General features: G+C 68.2%; 17 protein-coding genes. 13 read left to right on the forward strand and 4 right to left on the reverse strand.

The annotated features are described in order from the left end of the window. Nucleotides 1–71 precede the first annotated feature (71 nt). From ABB34_RS00275 to ABB34_RS00295, 5 genes are all read left to right on the forward strand, one after another. Entirely contained in the window at nucleotides 72–326 is a 255-nt protein-coding gene (locus ABB34_RS00275; RefSeq protein WP_057639237.1) for an FAD assembly factor SdhE, read from the forward strand. Beyond that, nucleotides 277–699, forward strand: a complete 423-nt coding sequence (locus ABB34_RS00280) for a hypothetical protein (protein ID WP_057639238.1) — start codon at nucleotides 277–279, stop codon at nucleotides 697–699. Before ABB34_RS00275 ends, ABB34_RS00280 begins: the two co-directional genes overlap by 50 nt. Nucleotides 700–743: 44 nt before the next feature. Then, on the forward strand, nucleotides 744–1985 hold the full coding sequence (locus ABB34_RS00285) for a lipoprotein-releasing ABC transporter permease subunit (RefSeq protein WP_057639252.1): 1242 nt from the start codon (nucleotides 744–746) through the stop codon (nucleotides 1983–1985). Continuing rightward, nucleotides 1978–2688, forward strand: coding sequence for a lipoprotein-releasing ABC transporter ATP-binding protein LolD (gene lolD, locus ABB34_RS00290; protein ID WP_057639239.1), 711 nt, complete (start codon nucleotides 1978–1980; stop codon nucleotides 2686–2688). The genes ABB34_RS00285 and lolD overlap by 8 nt, the downstream gene beginning before the upstream one ends. 116 nt (nucleotides 2689–2804) lie before the next feature. Continuing rightward, entirely contained in the window at nucleotides 2805–3254 is a 450-nt protein-coding gene (locus ABB34_RS00295) for a DUF6491 family protein (protein WP_057639240.1), read from the forward strand. Between the two features lie 55 nt (nucleotides 3255–3309). On the opposite strand, the gene ABB34_RS00300 is transcribed toward ABB34_RS00295, so the two are convergent. The 3 genes from ABB34_RS00300 to ftsY form a co-directional block, all read right to left on the reverse strand. Further along, nucleotides 3310–3585 (reverse strand): oxidative damage protection protein, encoded by a 276-nt coding sequence (locus ABB34_RS00300; protein ID WP_057639241.1) that lies wholly within the window; start codon nucleotides 3583–3585, stop codon nucleotides 3310–3312. A gap of 17 nt (nucleotides 3586–3602) precedes the next feature. After that, on the reverse strand, nucleotides 3603–4670 hold the full coding sequence (gene mutY, locus ABB34_RS00305; RefSeq protein WP_057639242.1) for an A/G-specific adenine glycosylase: 1068 nt from the start codon (nucleotides 4668–4670) through the stop codon (nucleotides 3603–3605). 105 nt (nucleotides 4671–4775) lie between these two features. Next, a complete protein-coding gene (gene ftsY / locus ABB34_RS00310; RefSeq protein ID WP_057639243.1) occupies nucleotides 4776–5978 on the reverse strand; it encodes a signal recognition particle-docking protein FtsY in 1203 nt (400 codons plus the stop codon). Between the two features lie 111 nt (nucleotides 5979–6089). Between ftsY and ABB34_RS00315 the strand changes: the two genes are divergently transcribed. Continuing rightward, on the forward strand, nucleotides 6090–6389 hold the full coding sequence (locus tag ABB34_RS00315; RefSeq protein WP_057639244.1) for a hypothetical protein: 300 nt from the start codon (nucleotides 6090–6092) through the stop codon (nucleotides 6387–6389). A 251-nt stretch (nucleotides 6390–6640) separates the two neighbouring features. Here ABB34_RS00315 and htpG read toward each other — a convergent pair whose 3' ends face one another. After that, a complete protein-coding gene (gene htpG, locus ABB34_RS00320) occupies nucleotides 6641–8539 on the reverse strand; it encodes a molecular chaperone HtpG (protein WP_057639245.1) in 1899 nt (632 codons plus the stop codon). Between the two features lie 133 nt (nucleotides 8540–8672). Between htpG and rsmD the strand changes: the two genes are divergently transcribed. The 7 genes from rsmD to ABB34_RS15820 form a co-directional block, all read left to right on the forward strand. After that, entirely contained in the window at nucleotides 8673–9317 is a 645-nt protein-coding gene (gene rsmD, locus ABB34_RS00325) for a 16S rRNA (guanine(966)-N(2))-methyltransferase RsmD (RefSeq protein WP_057639246.1), read from the forward strand. Continuing rightward, nucleotides 9314–9820, forward strand: a complete 507-nt coding sequence (gene coaD, locus ABB34_RS00330) for a pantetheine-phosphate adenylyltransferase (protein ID WP_057639247.1) — start codon at nucleotides 9314–9316, stop codon at nucleotides 9818–9820. Before rsmD ends, coaD begins: the two co-directional genes overlap by 4 nt. Nucleotides 9821–9866: 46 nt before the next feature. Beyond that, a complete protein-coding gene (locus ABB34_RS00335) occupies nucleotides 9867–10358 on the forward strand; it encodes a hypothetical protein (RefSeq protein ID WP_057639248.1) in 492 nt (163 codons plus the stop codon). A gap of 162 nt (nucleotides 10359–10520) precedes the next feature. After that, nucleotides 10521–10805, forward strand: coding sequence for a YfhL family 4Fe-4S dicluster ferredoxin (locus ABB34_RS00340; RefSeq protein WP_057639249.1), 285 nt, complete (start codon nucleotides 10521–10523; stop codon nucleotides 10803–10805). After that, the gene (ggt, locus tag ABB34_RS00345; RefSeq protein ID WP_057639250.1) at nucleotides 10802–12544 is read left to right on the forward strand and encodes a gamma-glutamyltransferase; all 1743 of its coding nucleotides are present in this window, start codon (nucleotides 10802–10804) and stop codon (nucleotides 12542–12544) included. The genes ABB34_RS00340 and ggt overlap by 4 nt, the downstream gene beginning before the upstream one ends. A 225-nt stretch (nucleotides 12545–12769) precedes the next feature. Further along, nucleotides 12770–13663, forward strand: coding sequence for an MBL fold metallo-hydrolase (locus ABB34_RS00350; protein ID WP_057639251.1), 894 nt, complete (start codon nucleotides 12770–12772; stop codon nucleotides 13661–13663). Continuing rightward, the coding region (locus ABB34_RS15820) for a hypothetical protein (protein WP_211258127.1) at nucleotides 13660–13926 on the forward strand (267 nt) is incomplete at its 3' end. The genes ABB34_RS00350 and ABB34_RS15820, both read left to right, overlap by 4 nt.

Consider the following 13926-nt stretch of genomic DNA (forward strand, 5'->3'; position numbering starts at 1 on the left):
ACGTTTGCCCCTCATCCGCCCCTTCGGGGCACCTTCTCCCGGTGGGAGAAGGGTGAAAGGCACGGCACACAATGCAAACCGAAGACGACATCGAACTGAAGAAACTGCGCTGGCGCTGCCGCCGCGGCATGCGCGAACTGGACCAGTTGTTCGGCCGTTACCTCGACCGTTGCTGGCGGCAGGCCCCTACGCCGGAGCGCGCGGTTTTCCTGCAGTTGCTGGAAACCGAAGACGACAAGCTGTGGCGCTGGTCGATGGGCTACGAGGCTTGCCCCGATGCGCAGCAGGCGCGACTTCTCGAATACATCCGCACCCTTCCGCCATGAGTGGCGGCCTTCGCGCTGGTTGACCTGCGCGCTGATATTGCTGGGTCTGCTGGCGGCACTCTCGTTGTTGAACTGTGGGTTGGAAGCACCACTGGCATGGCCGCTGGCGCTGCTTGCCCTGGCCGGCAGTCTGAGACTGGCACGGCGCGAAGCCGATCACCCCACTTGCCAATTGCTGTTGTCACCGGCATCGGCAAGCGTCGATGGCGAGGTGGTGGAAATGCCGGAACTTCTCGAATACGGGCCACTGGCAATCCTGCGCTGGCGCGCGGGGAAGCGCCGCGGGCAACTGGCGTTCTGGCCGGACACGCTGCCGCGCGCGCAGCGACGTGAACTGCGACTGGCCGTGCGTGCCCACGCCGTTTCCCGTTAGCCCGCGGGAATGGCAACATGGCGCGACCTAAACGGCACATGCGCATGTTCAGACCCTTACCCGTCGCAATCGGATTGCGCTACCTGCGCGCCAAGCGCCGCAACGGCTTCATCTCCTTCATCTCGCTGGCCTCGATCCTCGGCATCGCGCTCGGGGTGACGGTGCTGATCACCACGCTGGCGGTGATGAGCGGTTTCCAGAAGGAAATCCGCGACCGCCTGCTGCAGATGTCGGCCCACGCCACGGTCAGCGCCGACGGCGAGCCGATGACCGACTGGCAGCACGCGGTGGACGTGGCGATGAAGGACCCGCGCGTGGCCGGCGCCGCGCCCTACATCGAGATACAGGGCATGCTGGCCGGCCCGCGCGTGCAGGGCGCGGTGGTGCAGGGCGTCGACCCGGCGCTGGAGCCGAAGGTGTCGGTGCTGGGCGAGAAGATGCAGAAGGGTTCGCTGGACAGCCTGCAACCGGGCGAGTTCAACATCCTGCTCGGCAAGGAACTGGCGCTATGGATCGGCGTCGATGTCGGCGACAGCGTAGTGGCGACGCTGGCCGAAATACAGGGCACCCCGGCCGGCGCGATGCCGCGCACCAAGCGCTTCAAGGTCAGCGGCATCTTCGAGGCCGGTTCCAACGAAGTCGACCGCGGCGTGGCCTTCGTCAACATGAGCGACCTGGAGCGCGTGCTGCGCACCGAGGGCGCCACCGGCGTGCGCCTGAAGCTGCACGACATGGACCAGGCCTACACCGTCGCGCGCGACCTCGCGTTGAACCTGGACGGCTACTACCGGGTGATGGACTGGACCCAGCAGAATGCCAACCTCTACCACTCGCTGCGCATGGAAAAGACGGTGATGGGCATCCTGCTGTCGCTGATCATCCTGATGGGCGCCTTCACCCTGGTGAACTCGCAGGTGATGCTGGTCACCGACAAGCAGGCCGACATCGCCATCCTGCGCACGCTGGGCCTGACCCCGGGCGGGGTGATGCAGGTGTTCATGGTGCAGGGCACGCTGATCGGCGTCATCGGCACCGTGCTGGGCGCCATCGGCGGGGTGACCCTGACCTTGAACCTGGAGCGCATCCTCGACGGCATCGAGAAGCTGTTCAACATCACCCTGCTGCCGGAGGACGTGTACTACATCACCGGGCTGCCCACCGACATGCAGGCATGGGACGTGACCGTCACGCTGCTCACCGCGTTGCTGATGAGCTTCCTTGCGACGCTGTACCCGGCCTGGCGCGCGGCGCGCACCCAGCCGGCGGAGGCACTGCGTTATGAATGAGAACACTCGCATGGAATCGGTGATCCGCGCCGAAGGGCTGGGCAAGACCTACGCCGAGGGCAAGATGCACACGCCGGTGTTCGACGGGTTGGAACTGGACGTGGCGCCGGGCGAAACCGTCGCCATCGTCGGCGCTTCCGGCGCCGGCAAGAGCACGTTGCTGCACCTGCTGGGCGGGCTGGATACCCCCACCGTCGGCGAGGTCTACGTGGCCGGGCAGCGCATGTCGGCCTTGTCCGACGCGCAGCGTGGTCGCCTGCGCAACCGTTCGCTGGGCTTCGTCTACCAGTTCCACCACCTGCTGCCGGAATTCACCGCGCTGGAAAACGTGATGATGCCGGTGCTGCTGGGGGGCACCGACGTGGCCGCCGCCGGGCAGCGGGCGAAAGCCCTGCTGGAATCGGTGGGGCTGGGGCATAGGCTGGAGCACAAGCCGGGCGAACTGTCCGGCGGCGAGCGCCAGCGTGCGGCGGTGGCGCGGGCGCTGGTCAACCAGCCGGCCTGTGTGCTCGGCGACGAGCCCACCGGCAACCTCGACGACAAGACCGCCGCGACGGTGTTCGAGTTGATGCTGGAATTGAACCGGGCGCACCGCACCAGCCTGGTGCTGGTGACCCACGACCGAGGCCTGGCGCGCAAGCTGGAGCGGGTGCTGGAACTGCGCGAAGGGCGGCTGCACCAGCTGGCGCATTCCGAAGTGTGATCCGGCATCGCGGCTGAACGCCACGCCGGCCTTGCTTCCCGGTTCATGCCGGACGGCGGATGATCGCTACTTCGGGTAGTGGTCTGGATGATTCTTCCGCAAACAGGAGCAGTGCCATGAAAAAGATGCTTGCCGCGATGATGGTTGCCGCGTTGCTGGGCGGCTGCGCGACCGCCGGGAAACTGAGCAGCGGCGAACGGCTGGAACTGTATCGCGCGCATGCCGGCGAACCGGTCAGGGATTTCCAGTATTTCGGCTCGTTCAACGGCTGGACGGAGCTGGGCGACAGCGCGTTGGCGGTATGGACGCGCCCCAGCCAGGCATGGCTGCTGGAACTGGGCGGGCCATGCATGGACCTGTCCTACGCGCCGGCGATCTCGGTGACCAACATGATGGGCCGCGTCTCGGCACGCTTCGACCGGGTCATCGTGCATGGCGGCAGCCCCGGCCAGCACATCCCGTGCCGGATCCAGAGCATCCGCCCGCTTGACGTGAAGGCGCTGCGCGTTTCGGAGAAGGAACTGCGCGAGGCCAAGATCGCGGCGCGTGCCAAGGAGCAGGAGTAGGCCGGGGTTCGCCCCGATAGTTGCATGCATGAAGCGTCGGGGGCATAGCCCCGACCTACGGGGCCTCGGGGGCGACGTAGCCGGCCGGCTTTTCCGCGCCGCCACCGAACAGGAACTTGACCAGTTCTTCCTCGAGAAACGCGCGGTGCTTCGGATCGCGCGGCGACAGCCGGTTCTCGTTGATCAGCATGGTCTGGTGTGCCAGCCATGCCGCCCAGCCCTGCTTGCCGATGTTGGCGAAGATGCGCTGGCCCAGCTCGCCGGGGTAGGGCACGAAGTCCAGGCCTTCGGTTTCGCGTTGTTGGTATTGGCAGAAGACGGAGCGGGGCATGGGGTGTTCCTGTCGTGTCAGCGCGCCGGGTGGCGCTCCAGCAGTTTGCGGATCGGCGCCGGCAGGCCCAGCGAATCCAGTTCGGAGCGGGCCACCCAGCGCAGGTCGCCATTGTCGCCCACCCGCGCGTGCAGGGCGACCTTGCGCAGGTGCAGCGGCTGCAGGTGCAGCCGGTAATGGCTGAAGGTGTGGACGATCAACGGCAACTCCTCGGCATTGTCGTAGTCGCCGTCGACGTTGCCGGCGAACCACTGGCGCAGTTCGGCATCGGTGTCGGCCTGCGGCAATGTCCACAATGAAGCCCAGATGCCGGCGGGCGGGCGCTTGCACAGCAGGATGCGGCCACGCGTGTCTTCCAGCAGCAGCGCGCTGGCCTCGCGCTCGGGCAGTACCTTGCTCGGCTTCGGCGTGGGCAGCGAATCCACCAGCCCCTGCGCCTGCGCGGCGCAGCCAGCGCGTACCGGGCACAGGATGCAGGCGGGGTTGGCGCGGGTGCACAGGGTGGCGCCGAAATCCATCTGCGCCTGCGTCCAGTCGGCCATGCGCCCCTGCGGCACCTGTTCGACGTGCTGCGCGGCCAATGCCCACAGTTGTTTCTCGATGGCGGGCAGGCCCGGATAACCGGCGATGCCGTGGTAGCGGGCCAGCACGCGCTTGACGTTGCCGTCGAGGATCGGGGACGGGTCGTTCCACGCCTGGCTGAGGATCGCGCCGGCAGTGCTGCGGCCGATGCCGGGCAGCGCCAGCAATGCGTCGAGGTCGCGCGGCAGGTCGCCGTCGTGCAGTTCCACGCAGCGCTTGGCGGCGGCGTGCAGGTTGCGTGCGCGGGCGTAGTAACCCAGCCCGGCCCAGTGCGCCATCAGCGCGTCGTTGTCGGCCGCGGCAAGGTCGGGCAGCGTCGGGAACGACTGCACGAAACGCTGGAAATACGGAATGACCGTGGCCACCTGCGTCTGTTGCAGCATGATTTCCGACAGCCATACCCGGTACGGCGTGCGCGGATGCTGCCAGGGCAGGTCGTGGCGGCCGTGGTGGTCGAACCAGGCCAGCAGGCGCTCGGCGAAAGTGTCGGGTGGCTGGCTCATGGGGCGGGTGGCAATCATGACGCTGGAACCGTAGGAGCGACGCAAGTCGCGACCGGACTTTGTCGGGAAAGCCCATCGCGACTGGCGTCGCTCCTACAGGAGATTTCAGGCTCCCAGCGCCTCCGGCAGCAGCGCATCGACGAAGGCCTCGGGGTCGAACACGCGCAGGTCCTCGGGGCGTTCGCCGATGCCGGCGAAGCGGATCGGGATGCCGAACTCGCGCGCCAGCGCGAACACCACGCCGCCCTTGGCGGTGCCGTCGAGCTTGGTCACCACCAGCCCGGTGATGTTGGCCGCGGCATGGAACTGGCGCAGTTGGTTCAGCGCGTTCTGGCCGGTGGTGCCATCGATCACCATCAGCACCTCGTGCGGCGCGGTGGCGTCGATCTTGCCGAGCACGCGGCGGATCTTGCTCAGCTCGTTCATCAGCCCGGCCTGGGTATGCAGGCGGCCGGCGGTGTCGGCGATCAGCACGCCGGTGCCGCGGGCCTTGCCGGCCTGCAGCGCGTCGAACGCAACCGAGGCGGCGTCGGCGTTCTGGCCCTGCGCGACCACGGCCACGCCGTTGCGTTCGCCCCACACCTGCAACTGCGCCACCGCGGCGGCGCGGAAGGTGTCGCCGGCGGCCAGCATCAGGCTGTGGCCCTCGTCCTTGAAGCGCTTGGCGAGCTTGCCGATGGTAGTGGTCTTGCCGACACCGTTGACGCCGACGGTGAGGATCACGAAGGGCTTGGCGTCGCGGTCGATGACCAGCGGTTTGGCAACCGGTTGCAGCAGTGCGATCAGGTCTGCGCGCAGCGCGGCCAGCAGCGCGTTGGCATCGGCGAACTCGCGCGCCTTCATGCGCTTGCGCAGGTCCTCGACCAGCGCGGTGGTGGCCGGCACGCCGACGTCGGCGGTGAGCAGGGCGGTCTCGATCTCGTCGAGCAGGTCGTCGTCCAGCTTCGGGTTGCGCGAGAACAGGCCGCCGAAGCTGCGGGCGAAGGTGCTGTTGCGCAGGCGGTCGCGCCAGCCGGGCTTGCCGGCCGGGGCCGCCGGTGCGGCATTGACGGGGATCAGGCCGGCATCGCTTTCCGTGGCGGACAGGGCTTCCGGCAACCCGGTGGTGATGGTCGCAGTGTCGCCGCCGGAGGGTTCTTCCGTCAGGTCGGTCGCGTCGGTGGCCCCGGCATCGGTCCCCGGCGCGATGGGTGCCTCCCGCTCCCCGGACGTGGGCACGGCGGACGTCAGCTCCTCGGCGCTGAACTGCGGGGGCTGGCCGACCGTGGCGGTGTCCTGGGGCTTTTTGCGACGGAAAAAACTGAGCATGGGGAACGAAGAAGGGGGCAGGTGGACATGCTACCACCGGCACCGCCGGCGGCCGGCCACGGCGGCACGGAAACGGGCTAAAGTCCGCGTGTTTCCGGCCGATGTGGTGGCATGAACACGATTTCCCCGATTGCCGCTTCCGGCATGCGCGTGGCCGTGATGGGCATGCGCGTGTCGGCGCACAACGTCGCGGTGCAGCCGGTGCGGCCGGTGGTGCCGCGGCAGGTGCTGACGGTGCAGACGATTCAGGGGGGCGGCGCCACCGCGCAGGTGACCACGGGCGATGAAGCACCGGACATGGTCACCGACCTGTTGGCGGCGAAGACCTATGAAGTGGCCTTCGCCGCCAATGCGGTGGTGATTCGCCGCGGGAACGAGATGCTGGGAAGTCTGTTCGACGCGTTCGCGTGAGGCAAACCGGCAGGAGCACACCTTGGTGCGCGATGGTTTTCCTTCTCCCTGCGGGGCGAGGCCGCACGGCTTGCGCGCCACTGGCGTGCGTGCGGTTGAGCGCCCACGCCGCTGGCGTGGGCCGGGGCACGAAGCGAGGTGCCCGAAGGGCGGATGAGGGGCGAACGCAGTCCAGATGGTTCAGACATCATGGACTGCGTTCGCCCCGCACCCCAACCCCCTCTCCCGATGGGAGAGGGGCTCACAACGCATCAGGCCGACAGCTCCAGCAGCAGCTTGTTGAGCCGGCGCACGTAGGCGGCCGGGTCCTTCAGGCCGTCGCCGGCGGCCAGCGCGGCCTGGTCGAACAGCACGCGGGCCAGGTCGTCGAAGCGATCCAGGTCCGGCTCGGCGTCCAGCTTCTCGATCAGCGGGTGGTCCGGGTTGAACTCGAACACCGGCTTGCTCTCGGGTACCTTCTGCCCGCTGGCCTCCAGGATCTGGCGCATCTGCAGGCCGAGGTCCTGCTCGCCGATGGCAAGGATCGCCGGCGAATCGGTTAGACGGTGTGAGACGCGCACCTCGGCCACGTCCTCGCCGAGCGCGGTCTTGATGCGGATGGCCAGCGCTTCCTTGGCCTTGGCGGTTTCTTCCTGTGCCTTCTTTTCCTCCTCGGTATCCAGCGTGCCGAGGTCGAGGTCGCCGCGCGCCACGTCCACGAACGACTTGCCGTCGAACTCGTGCAGGTAGCTCATCAGCCACTCGTCGATGCGGTCGGTCATCAGCAGTACTTCGATGCCCTTCTTGCGGAACACCTCCAGGTGCGGGCTGTCCTTGACCTGCAGGTGGCTCTCGCCGGTGAGGTAGTAGATCTTGTCCTGGCCCTCGACCATGCGCCCGACGTAATCAGCCAGCGCCACGCCCTGCTCGCCGCTGGCGTCATGGGTGGAGGCGAAGCGCAGCAGGCCGGCGATCTTCTCGCGGTTGCCGAAATCCTCGGCGGGGCCTTCCTTCAGCACCTGGCCGAAGTTCTTCCAGAAGCCGGCGTAATCCTCGGGCCGGTCCTTTGCCAGCTTCTCCAGCATGTCCAGCGAACGTTTGGTCAGGGCCGACTTCATCGAGTCGATCACCGGGCCGGACTGCAGGATCTCGCGCGAGACGTTCAGCGGCAGGTCGTTGGAGTCCACCACGCCCTTGATGAAGCGCAGGTACAGCGGCAGGAACTGCTCGGCCTGGTCCATGATGAAGACGCGCTGCACGTACAGCTTCAGGCCCTTGGCGGCGTCGCGCTGGTACAGGTCGAACGGCGCGCGGCCGGGGGTGTACAGCAGCGAGGTGTACTCCAGCTTGCCCTCGACCTTGTTGTGGCTCCACGCCAGCGGGTCGCTGAAGTCGTGGCTGATGTGCTTGTAGAACTCCTTGTATTCCTCGTCCGTGATCTCGGTCTTGGGCCGGGTCCACAGCGCGTTGGCCTTGTTGACCGCTTCCCACTCCGGCGCCTCGGGCTTGTCCTCGCCGTGCTGCTCCTTCTGCAATTCGATCGGCAGGCCGATGTGGTCCGAATACTTCTTGACCAGCCCGCGCAGCTTCCAGCCGTCGGCGAAGCCTTCCTCGCCTTCCTTCAGGTGCAGCACGATGCGGGTGCCGCGCTCGGGCTTGTCGATGCCCTCGATCTCGAACTCGCCTTCGCCGCGCGAGGACCAATGCACGCCCTCGCTGGCCGGCAACCCGGCGCGGCGGCTGTACACGTCCACCTGGTCGGCGACGATGAAGGCCGAATAGAAGCCCACGCCGAACTGGCCGATCAGGTTGGCGTCCTTCTTCTGGTCGCCGGACAGGTTCTTCAGGAACTCGGCGGTGCCGGACTTGGCGATGGTGCCGAGGTGGGCGATGGCTTCCTCGCGGCTCAGGCCGATGCCGTTGTCGTCGATGGTCAGGGTGCGCGCGGCCGGGTCGGCCTCGATGCGGATGCGCAGCGGCGCGCCGCCTTCCAGCAGTTCCGGCCGGGTCAGCGCCTCGAAGCGCAGCTTGTCGGCGGCGTCGGCGGCGTTGGAGACCAGCTCGCGCAGGAAGATTTCCTTGTTCGAGTACAGCGAGTGGATCATCAGGTGCAGCAGCTGCTTCACCTCGGTCTGGAAACCGCGGGTTTCCTTCTGGGTTGCGGCGGTCATCGTCAGGTTTGCTCCGTGGGTTGCCCGGGCCGCATGGCGGCCGATGGCTCCCGGGGTATGGGCCGGACGGCGGATTTCAAGATCCGCGGCAGGTTCGGCTTATCATGCCGGCCCACCTACCTTGCCGGCGCGCATGTCCCGTCCCCCCCGTTCTTCCGGCTCCGCGCCGCCACGCCCCGCTCATGGCGGAGCAGGGCAGGTGCGCATCATCGGCGGGCGCTGGCGCAACACGCGGCTGCAGGTACCGCAGCTGCAGGGCCTGCGCCCGACCAGCGACCGGGTGCGCGAGACCCTGTTCAACTGGCTGATGCCGAAGCTGCCGGGCGCGCGGGTGCTGGACCTGTTCGCCGGCAGCGGCGCGCTGGGGCTGGAAGCGGTGTCGCGCGGCGCGGCGTCGGCGCAACTGGTCGAGCGCGATCCGGCACTGGTGGCGGCGCTGCGTGGCGTGGTGGAGCGGCTGGGCGCGCAGGCGCAGGTGCAGGTCGCCGCCGGCGATGCGTTGCGCTGGCTGGAAACCGCGCCGCCCATGCAGGCCGACATCGTGTTCGTCGACCCGCCGTTCGCCGCCGGCTTGTGGGCGCCGGTATTCGAGCTGCTGCCGCGCCACCTCGCCGAAGGGGCATGGCTGTATGTGGAGGCGCCGGCCGCGGCGATGCCGCAGTTGCCGCCGGGCTGGCAACCGTACCGCGAAGGCGGCACCCGCGATGTGGCCCATGCCCTGTACCGGCGCGCCACTGCTACACTCCGCGGTGACCTGAACGCGACTCCGTCCGCATGACTTCGCCCAACCCCCGCATCGCCGTCTACCCGGGCACGTTCGACCCGATCACCAACGGTCACATCGACCTGGTGCACCGGGCCGCGCCGCTGTTCGAGAAGATCATCGTGGGCGTGGCGCAGAGCCCGTCGAAGGGGCCGACGCTGCCGCTGGAGCTGCGCGTGGAACTGGCGCGCGAGGCGTTGTCGCGCCACGACAACGTCGAGGTGGTCGGCTTCGACACGCTGCTGGCGCATTTCGTGCGCGCGGTGCACGGTGGCGTGCTGCTGCGCGGCCTGCGCGCGGTGTCCGATTTCGAATACGAATTCCAGATGGCGAGCATGAACCGCCACCTGATCCCGGAGGTCGAGACCCTGTTCCTGACCCCGTCCGAACAGCACAGCTTCATTTCCTCCTCGCTGGTGCGCGAAATCGCCCGGCTCGGGGGCGACGTGTCCGGCTTCGTGCCGGCCACGGTGCTGGAGGCCCTGCGCAAGGCCCGGCAGGCACGCGCGGGCCACTGAATCCCCCAACAGCCACAACGAACCGAAAGTCAGAGGGAGACGAACCATGAAGAACACGATGCGCGTGATGCTTGCCGCTTCGCTGGTGCTGGGCTTCACCGCCTGCAACAAGCAGGAGGCCGCCCCGGTCGCCGACGCACAGCAGGCGCTGGTGGCGCCGGCCAAGGACGACGACGCCGGCTGGCGCAAGTACCTGCAGGCCGTGGCCGTGCAGAACATGGGCAACATCAGCAACAACCCGTTCCTGTACTACCTGTCGCCGGAATCGGACCCGGAGTTCGACGCCAAGTACCAGCGCCAGGTCGAAAGCGCCACCGCCGCCATCGGCCGCGGCGTGTCGCCGGGCAACATGCTGGCTTTCGGCTCGTCGGCTTCGGCGAAGATGGCCGACCTGATCGAGACCGCGTTCAAGGACGTGCAGGCCGATTCGATGAAGGGCGTGCGCGTGGTGTTCATCGGCGATGCCGCCGACAACGCCCGCGTGCAGACCATCGTCAAGCCCACCGGCGCCGACTACATCTTCGTCGAAGCCAAGTGACGCAGTGGCGGGGCCGCGTTCGCGCGACCCCGCCTTCGCCGCGGCGCCGCCCCGCACCGAGCAGGAGGCGCCTGCGGCAGGCACGAAACAACAGGAGCGATGCATCGGGCCCGCGCCCGTCGCGCAGTTCCTCCCGCGTTGGCGGGAACGGCAGTCCAGGCAATGTCCCTCAAAATCAACGAGCTCTGCGTCAACTGCGACGTCTGCGAGCCAGCCTGTCCGAACAAGGCGATCTCGATGGGCGAGACGATCTACGTGATCGACCCGGCCCGCTGCACCGAATGCGTCGGTCACTTCGACGAGCCGCAATGCGTGGTGGTGTGCCCGGTGGAGTGCATCGACCCCGACCCGGACATCGTCGAAACCCACGAACAACTGCTGGCCAAGCTGTACGGCCTGCAGCGCGACCATCCCGAACTCTACGAACCGGAGAACCCGACGGAATGAAACACGCTGCCCGTTCCCTGCTGCTGTTCGCCCTGCTGCTGGCGCCCGCCGCCTGGGCCGCCGAGGGTGCGCCCGCGCGTGCCGTCCATCCCGATGGCGCGGCGATCGCCAGCGGCCACGCGCTGGCCACGCAGGCCGGCATGGAAATCCTGGCCAAGGGCGGCAACGCGTTCGACGCCGCGGTCGCGGTGTCCTCGACGTTGGCGGTGGTCGAGCCGATCAGCTCCGGCCTGGGCGGCGGCGGGTTCTTCCTGCTGCATGACGCGGCCACCGGCAAGGACGTGATGCTCGACGCGCGCGAAACCTCGCCGGCGGCGGCCACGCCCGAGCGCTTCCTCGACAAGGCCGGCAACCTCGACCGCGACCGCTCGGTCAACGGCCCGTGGTCGGCCGGCATCCCCGGCCTGCCGGCGATGCTGGTCAAGGTCGCCGGCGAGCACGGCCGCCTGCCGCTGGCCGAGTCGCTGGCGCCGGCCATCCGCATCGCCAGCGAGGGCTTCCCGGTCTACGCGCGCATGGCCCGCGGCTACGCCATGCGCCGCGAGGTGATGGAGCGCTACCCCGGCACGCGCGAGGTCTACCTGCGCAACGGCCGCCCGATCGCCGAGGGCGACGTCTTCAAGCAGCCGGAGCTGGCGCACACGCTGCAACTGCTGGCCGACAAGGGCTTCGACGGCTTCTACCGCGGCGAGACCGCGAAGAAGCTGCTGGCCGGGGTGAAGAAGGCCGGTGGCCAGTGGACCGCCGATGAGCTGGCCGGCTACACGGTCAAGGCGCGCGAGCCGATCGTGTTCGATTACCGCGGCTGGAAGATCACCACCGCGCCGCCGCCGTCCTCCGGCGGCATCGCGCTGGCGTCGATGCTGCAGATCCTCGAAGGCTGGGGCCTGGCTGCGCTGGACGAGGCCCACCGCGCCCATCTGGTGGTGGAAGCGATGCGCCGCGCCTACCGCGACCGCACCTTCTTCCTCGGCGACCCGGATTTCGTGCAGATCCCGCAGCAGGTGCTGACCAGCCGCGACTACGCGCAGGGCCTGCGCGCGACCATCCACCCGGACAAGGCCACGCCCAGCGACCTGCTGTCGGGCAACCCGACGCCGCTGGAGGACGACGAGACCACCCACTTCTCGATCATCGACGGCGAGGGCAACCGCGTCGGCGCCACGCAGACGGTGAACCTGCTGTACGGCTCGGGCTTCATCCCGGCCGGCACCGGCGTGCTGCTCAACAACGAGATGGACGACTTCGCGCTCAAGCCCGGCACGCCCAACGCGTTCGGGGTGATGGGCTACGAGGCCAACGCGCCGAAGCCGGGCAAGCGCATGCTCAGCTCGATGACGCCGACCTTCATGGAGAACGCCGACAAGGTCATCGTGCTCGGCACCCCGGGCGGCAGCCGCATCATCACCATGGTGCTGCTGGGCATCCTCGGCTACGACGCCGGGCTGGACGCGCAGCAGGTCGCGGCGCTGCCGCGCTACCACCACCAGTGGCTGCCGGACGTGATCGATGCCGAGAGCGGCGCGTTCACGCCGGAAACGGTGAGCCAGCTGCAACAGATGGGCCACAAGATCGACCTGCCGGGCGACAGTGCCGCCGGTGGCCGCGGTTCCAGCCACGTCTGGGGCAACCTGCAGACGGTGGAATGGGACCGCCGCGACAACACCCTGCGTGGCGGCAGCGACCCGCGCAACCCGGTGGGCAGCGCCGAAGTGCGGCGGACCGGGCAGGGCGAGTGATGAAAAGCCCCTCTCCCTTCGGGGTGAGGGGGGCAGTCTGCGAACCACCGGTTCGCTGTCCCTCGAACGTCCTTGCGCCAGCGCAAGGGCCGGGGCGCGAAGCGGGGTTGGAGAGAGGGTACGGGGGCGAAGCCCTCTTGATGCCAGGCTGCACGAGGTTTCTCCCTTGCCGATTTCATGTGACGGCTTGCAAATATTTAACGCGACGCCGTTAGAATTTTTCACATGAAACTATGGTCGATCCGTGGCAACAGCCAGAAGCTGGACGGGGGCGCGATGTTCGGCAACGCGCCCAAGGCGATGTGGGGCAAGTGGGCGCCGGCCGACGAGGCCAACCGCATAGAACTGGCCTGCCGGGCGCTGCTGGCCAGCCCGCTGGGCGGCAAGACGGTGCTGTTCGAGACCGGCATTGGCGCGTTCTTCGAGCCGAAGCTGCGCGAGCGCTACGGCGTGCAGGAACCGCGGCACATCCTGATCGATTCGCTGCGCGAGGCCGGCTTCGAGCACGAGGACATCGACGTGGTGGTGCTCAGCCACCTGCACTTCGACCACGCCGGCGGCCTGCTGGCGCCGTGGTCGGAAGGACGCGCGCCGGAACTGCTGTTTCCCAACGCCACCTTCGTGATTGGCGCCGCGCACTGGGAGCGCGCGCGGCACCCGCACCCGCGTGACCGCGCCAGCTTCATCCCGGAACTGCCGGGCCTGCTGGAAGCCAGCGGGCGGCTGGAAATCGTGTCCGGCGAACATTCGCGGGCCTTGGGCGAGTCGGTGCGTTTCAGCTTCAGCGACGGCCACACGCCGGGCCTGATGCTGGCCGAGATCGTCGGCCCGGCGCAGGTGGATGGCCAGCCGCATGGCGGCGTGGTGTTCTGCGCCGACCTGATCCCCGGCCGTTCGTGGGTGCACGTGCCGATCACGATGGGCTACGACCGCAACGCGGAACTGCTGATCGACGAGAAGCGCGCGTTCCTGGAGGACAAGCTGGCGCGCAACGTGCACCTGTTCTTCACCCACGACCCGCAGTGCGCGATGGCGCAGGTGGTGCGCGACGACAGGGGCCGCTTCGGCACCGCCCACGAGTTGCCGGAGCTGAGGGCGCACGTACCCGGAATGGCGTGATCCGCCTGGTGCAGGGGCGACGCAAGTCGCGATCGGGCTTTACCGGGAAAGCGTCATCGCGACTTGCGTCGCCCCTGCACCAGGCGGATCACGCCATTCCGGGTACGTGCGCCCTCAGCTCCGGCAACTCGTGGGCGGTGCCGGAGCGGCTCCTGTCGTCGCGCACCACCTGCGCCATCGCGCAATGCGGCTCGTGGGTGAAGAAGAGGTGCACGGTGCGCGCCAGGTTGACCTCCAGTCACGCGCGCTTTTCGTCGATCAGA

The sequence above is a fragment of the Stenotrophomonas daejeonensis genome (assembly GCF_001431505.1).
GTDB lineage: Bacteria > Pseudomonadota > Gammaproteobacteria > Xanthomonadales > Xanthomonadaceae > Stenotrophomonas > Stenotrophomonas daejeonensis.

Bases quoted from the DNA above. Each gene is read 5' to 3' on its own strand.
- mutY (WP_057639242.1), bottom strand. From the start codon at position 4,670: ATGAGCCAGCCACCCGACACTTTCGCCGAGCGCCTGCTGGCCTGGTTC.
- lolD (WP_057639239.1), top strand. From the start codon at position 1,978: ATGAATGAGAACACTCGCATGGAATCGGTGATCCGCGCCGAAGGGCTG.
- ftsY (WP_057639243.1), bottom strand. From the start codon at position 5,978: ATGCTCAGTTTTTTCCGTCGCAAAAAGCCCCAGGACACCGCCACGGTC.
- ggt (WP_057639250.1), top strand. From the start codon at position 10,802: ATGAAACACGCTGCCCGTTCCCTGCTGCTGTTCGCCCTGCTGCTGGCG.
- htpG (WP_057639245.1), bottom strand. From the start codon at position 8,539: ATGACCGCCGCAACCCAGAAGGAAACCCGCGGTTTCCAGACCGAGGTG.
- ABB34_RS00340 (WP_057639249.1), top strand. From the start codon at position 10,521: ATGTCCCTCAAAATCAACGAGCTCTGCGTCAACTGCGACGTCTGCGAG.
- ABB34_RS00300 (WP_057639241.1), bottom strand. From the start codon at position 3,585: ATGCCCCGCTCCGTCTTCTGCCAATACCAACAACGCGAAACCGAAGGC.
- rsmD (WP_057639246.1), top strand. From the start codon at position 8,673: ATGTCCCGTCCCCCCCGTTCTTCCGGCTCCGCGCCGCCACGCCCCGCT.
- ABB34_RS00350 (WP_057639251.1), top strand. From the start codon at position 12,770: ATGAAACTATGGTCGATCCGTGGCAACAGCCAGAAGCTGGACGGGGGC.
- ABB34_RS00280 (WP_057639238.1), top strand. From the start codon at position 277: ATGCGCAGCAGGCGCGACTTCTCGAATACATCCGCACCCTTCCGCCAT.
- ABB34_RS00335 (WP_057639248.1), top strand. From the start codon at position 9,867: ATGAAGAACACGATGCGCGTGATGCTTGCCGCTTCGCTGGTGCTGGGC.
- ABB34_RS00295 (WP_057639240.1), top strand. From the start codon at position 2,805: ATGAAAAAGATGCTTGCCGCGATGATGGTTGCCGCGTTGCTGGGCGGC.
- coaD (WP_057639247.1), top strand. From the start codon at position 9,314: ATGACTTCGCCCAACCCCCGCATCGCCGTCTACCCGGGCACGTTCGAC.
- ABB34_RS00315 (WP_057639244.1), top strand. From the start codon at position 6,090: ATGAACACGATTTCCCCGATTGCCGCTTCCGGCATGCGCGTGGCCGTG.
- ABB34_RS00275 (WP_057639237.1), top strand. From the start codon at position 72: ATGCAAACCGAAGACGACATCGAACTGAAGAAACTGCGCTGGCGCTGC.
- ABB34_RS00285 (WP_057639252.1), top strand. From the start codon at position 744: ATGTTCAGACCCTTACCCGTCGCAATCGGATTGCGCTACCTGCGCGCC.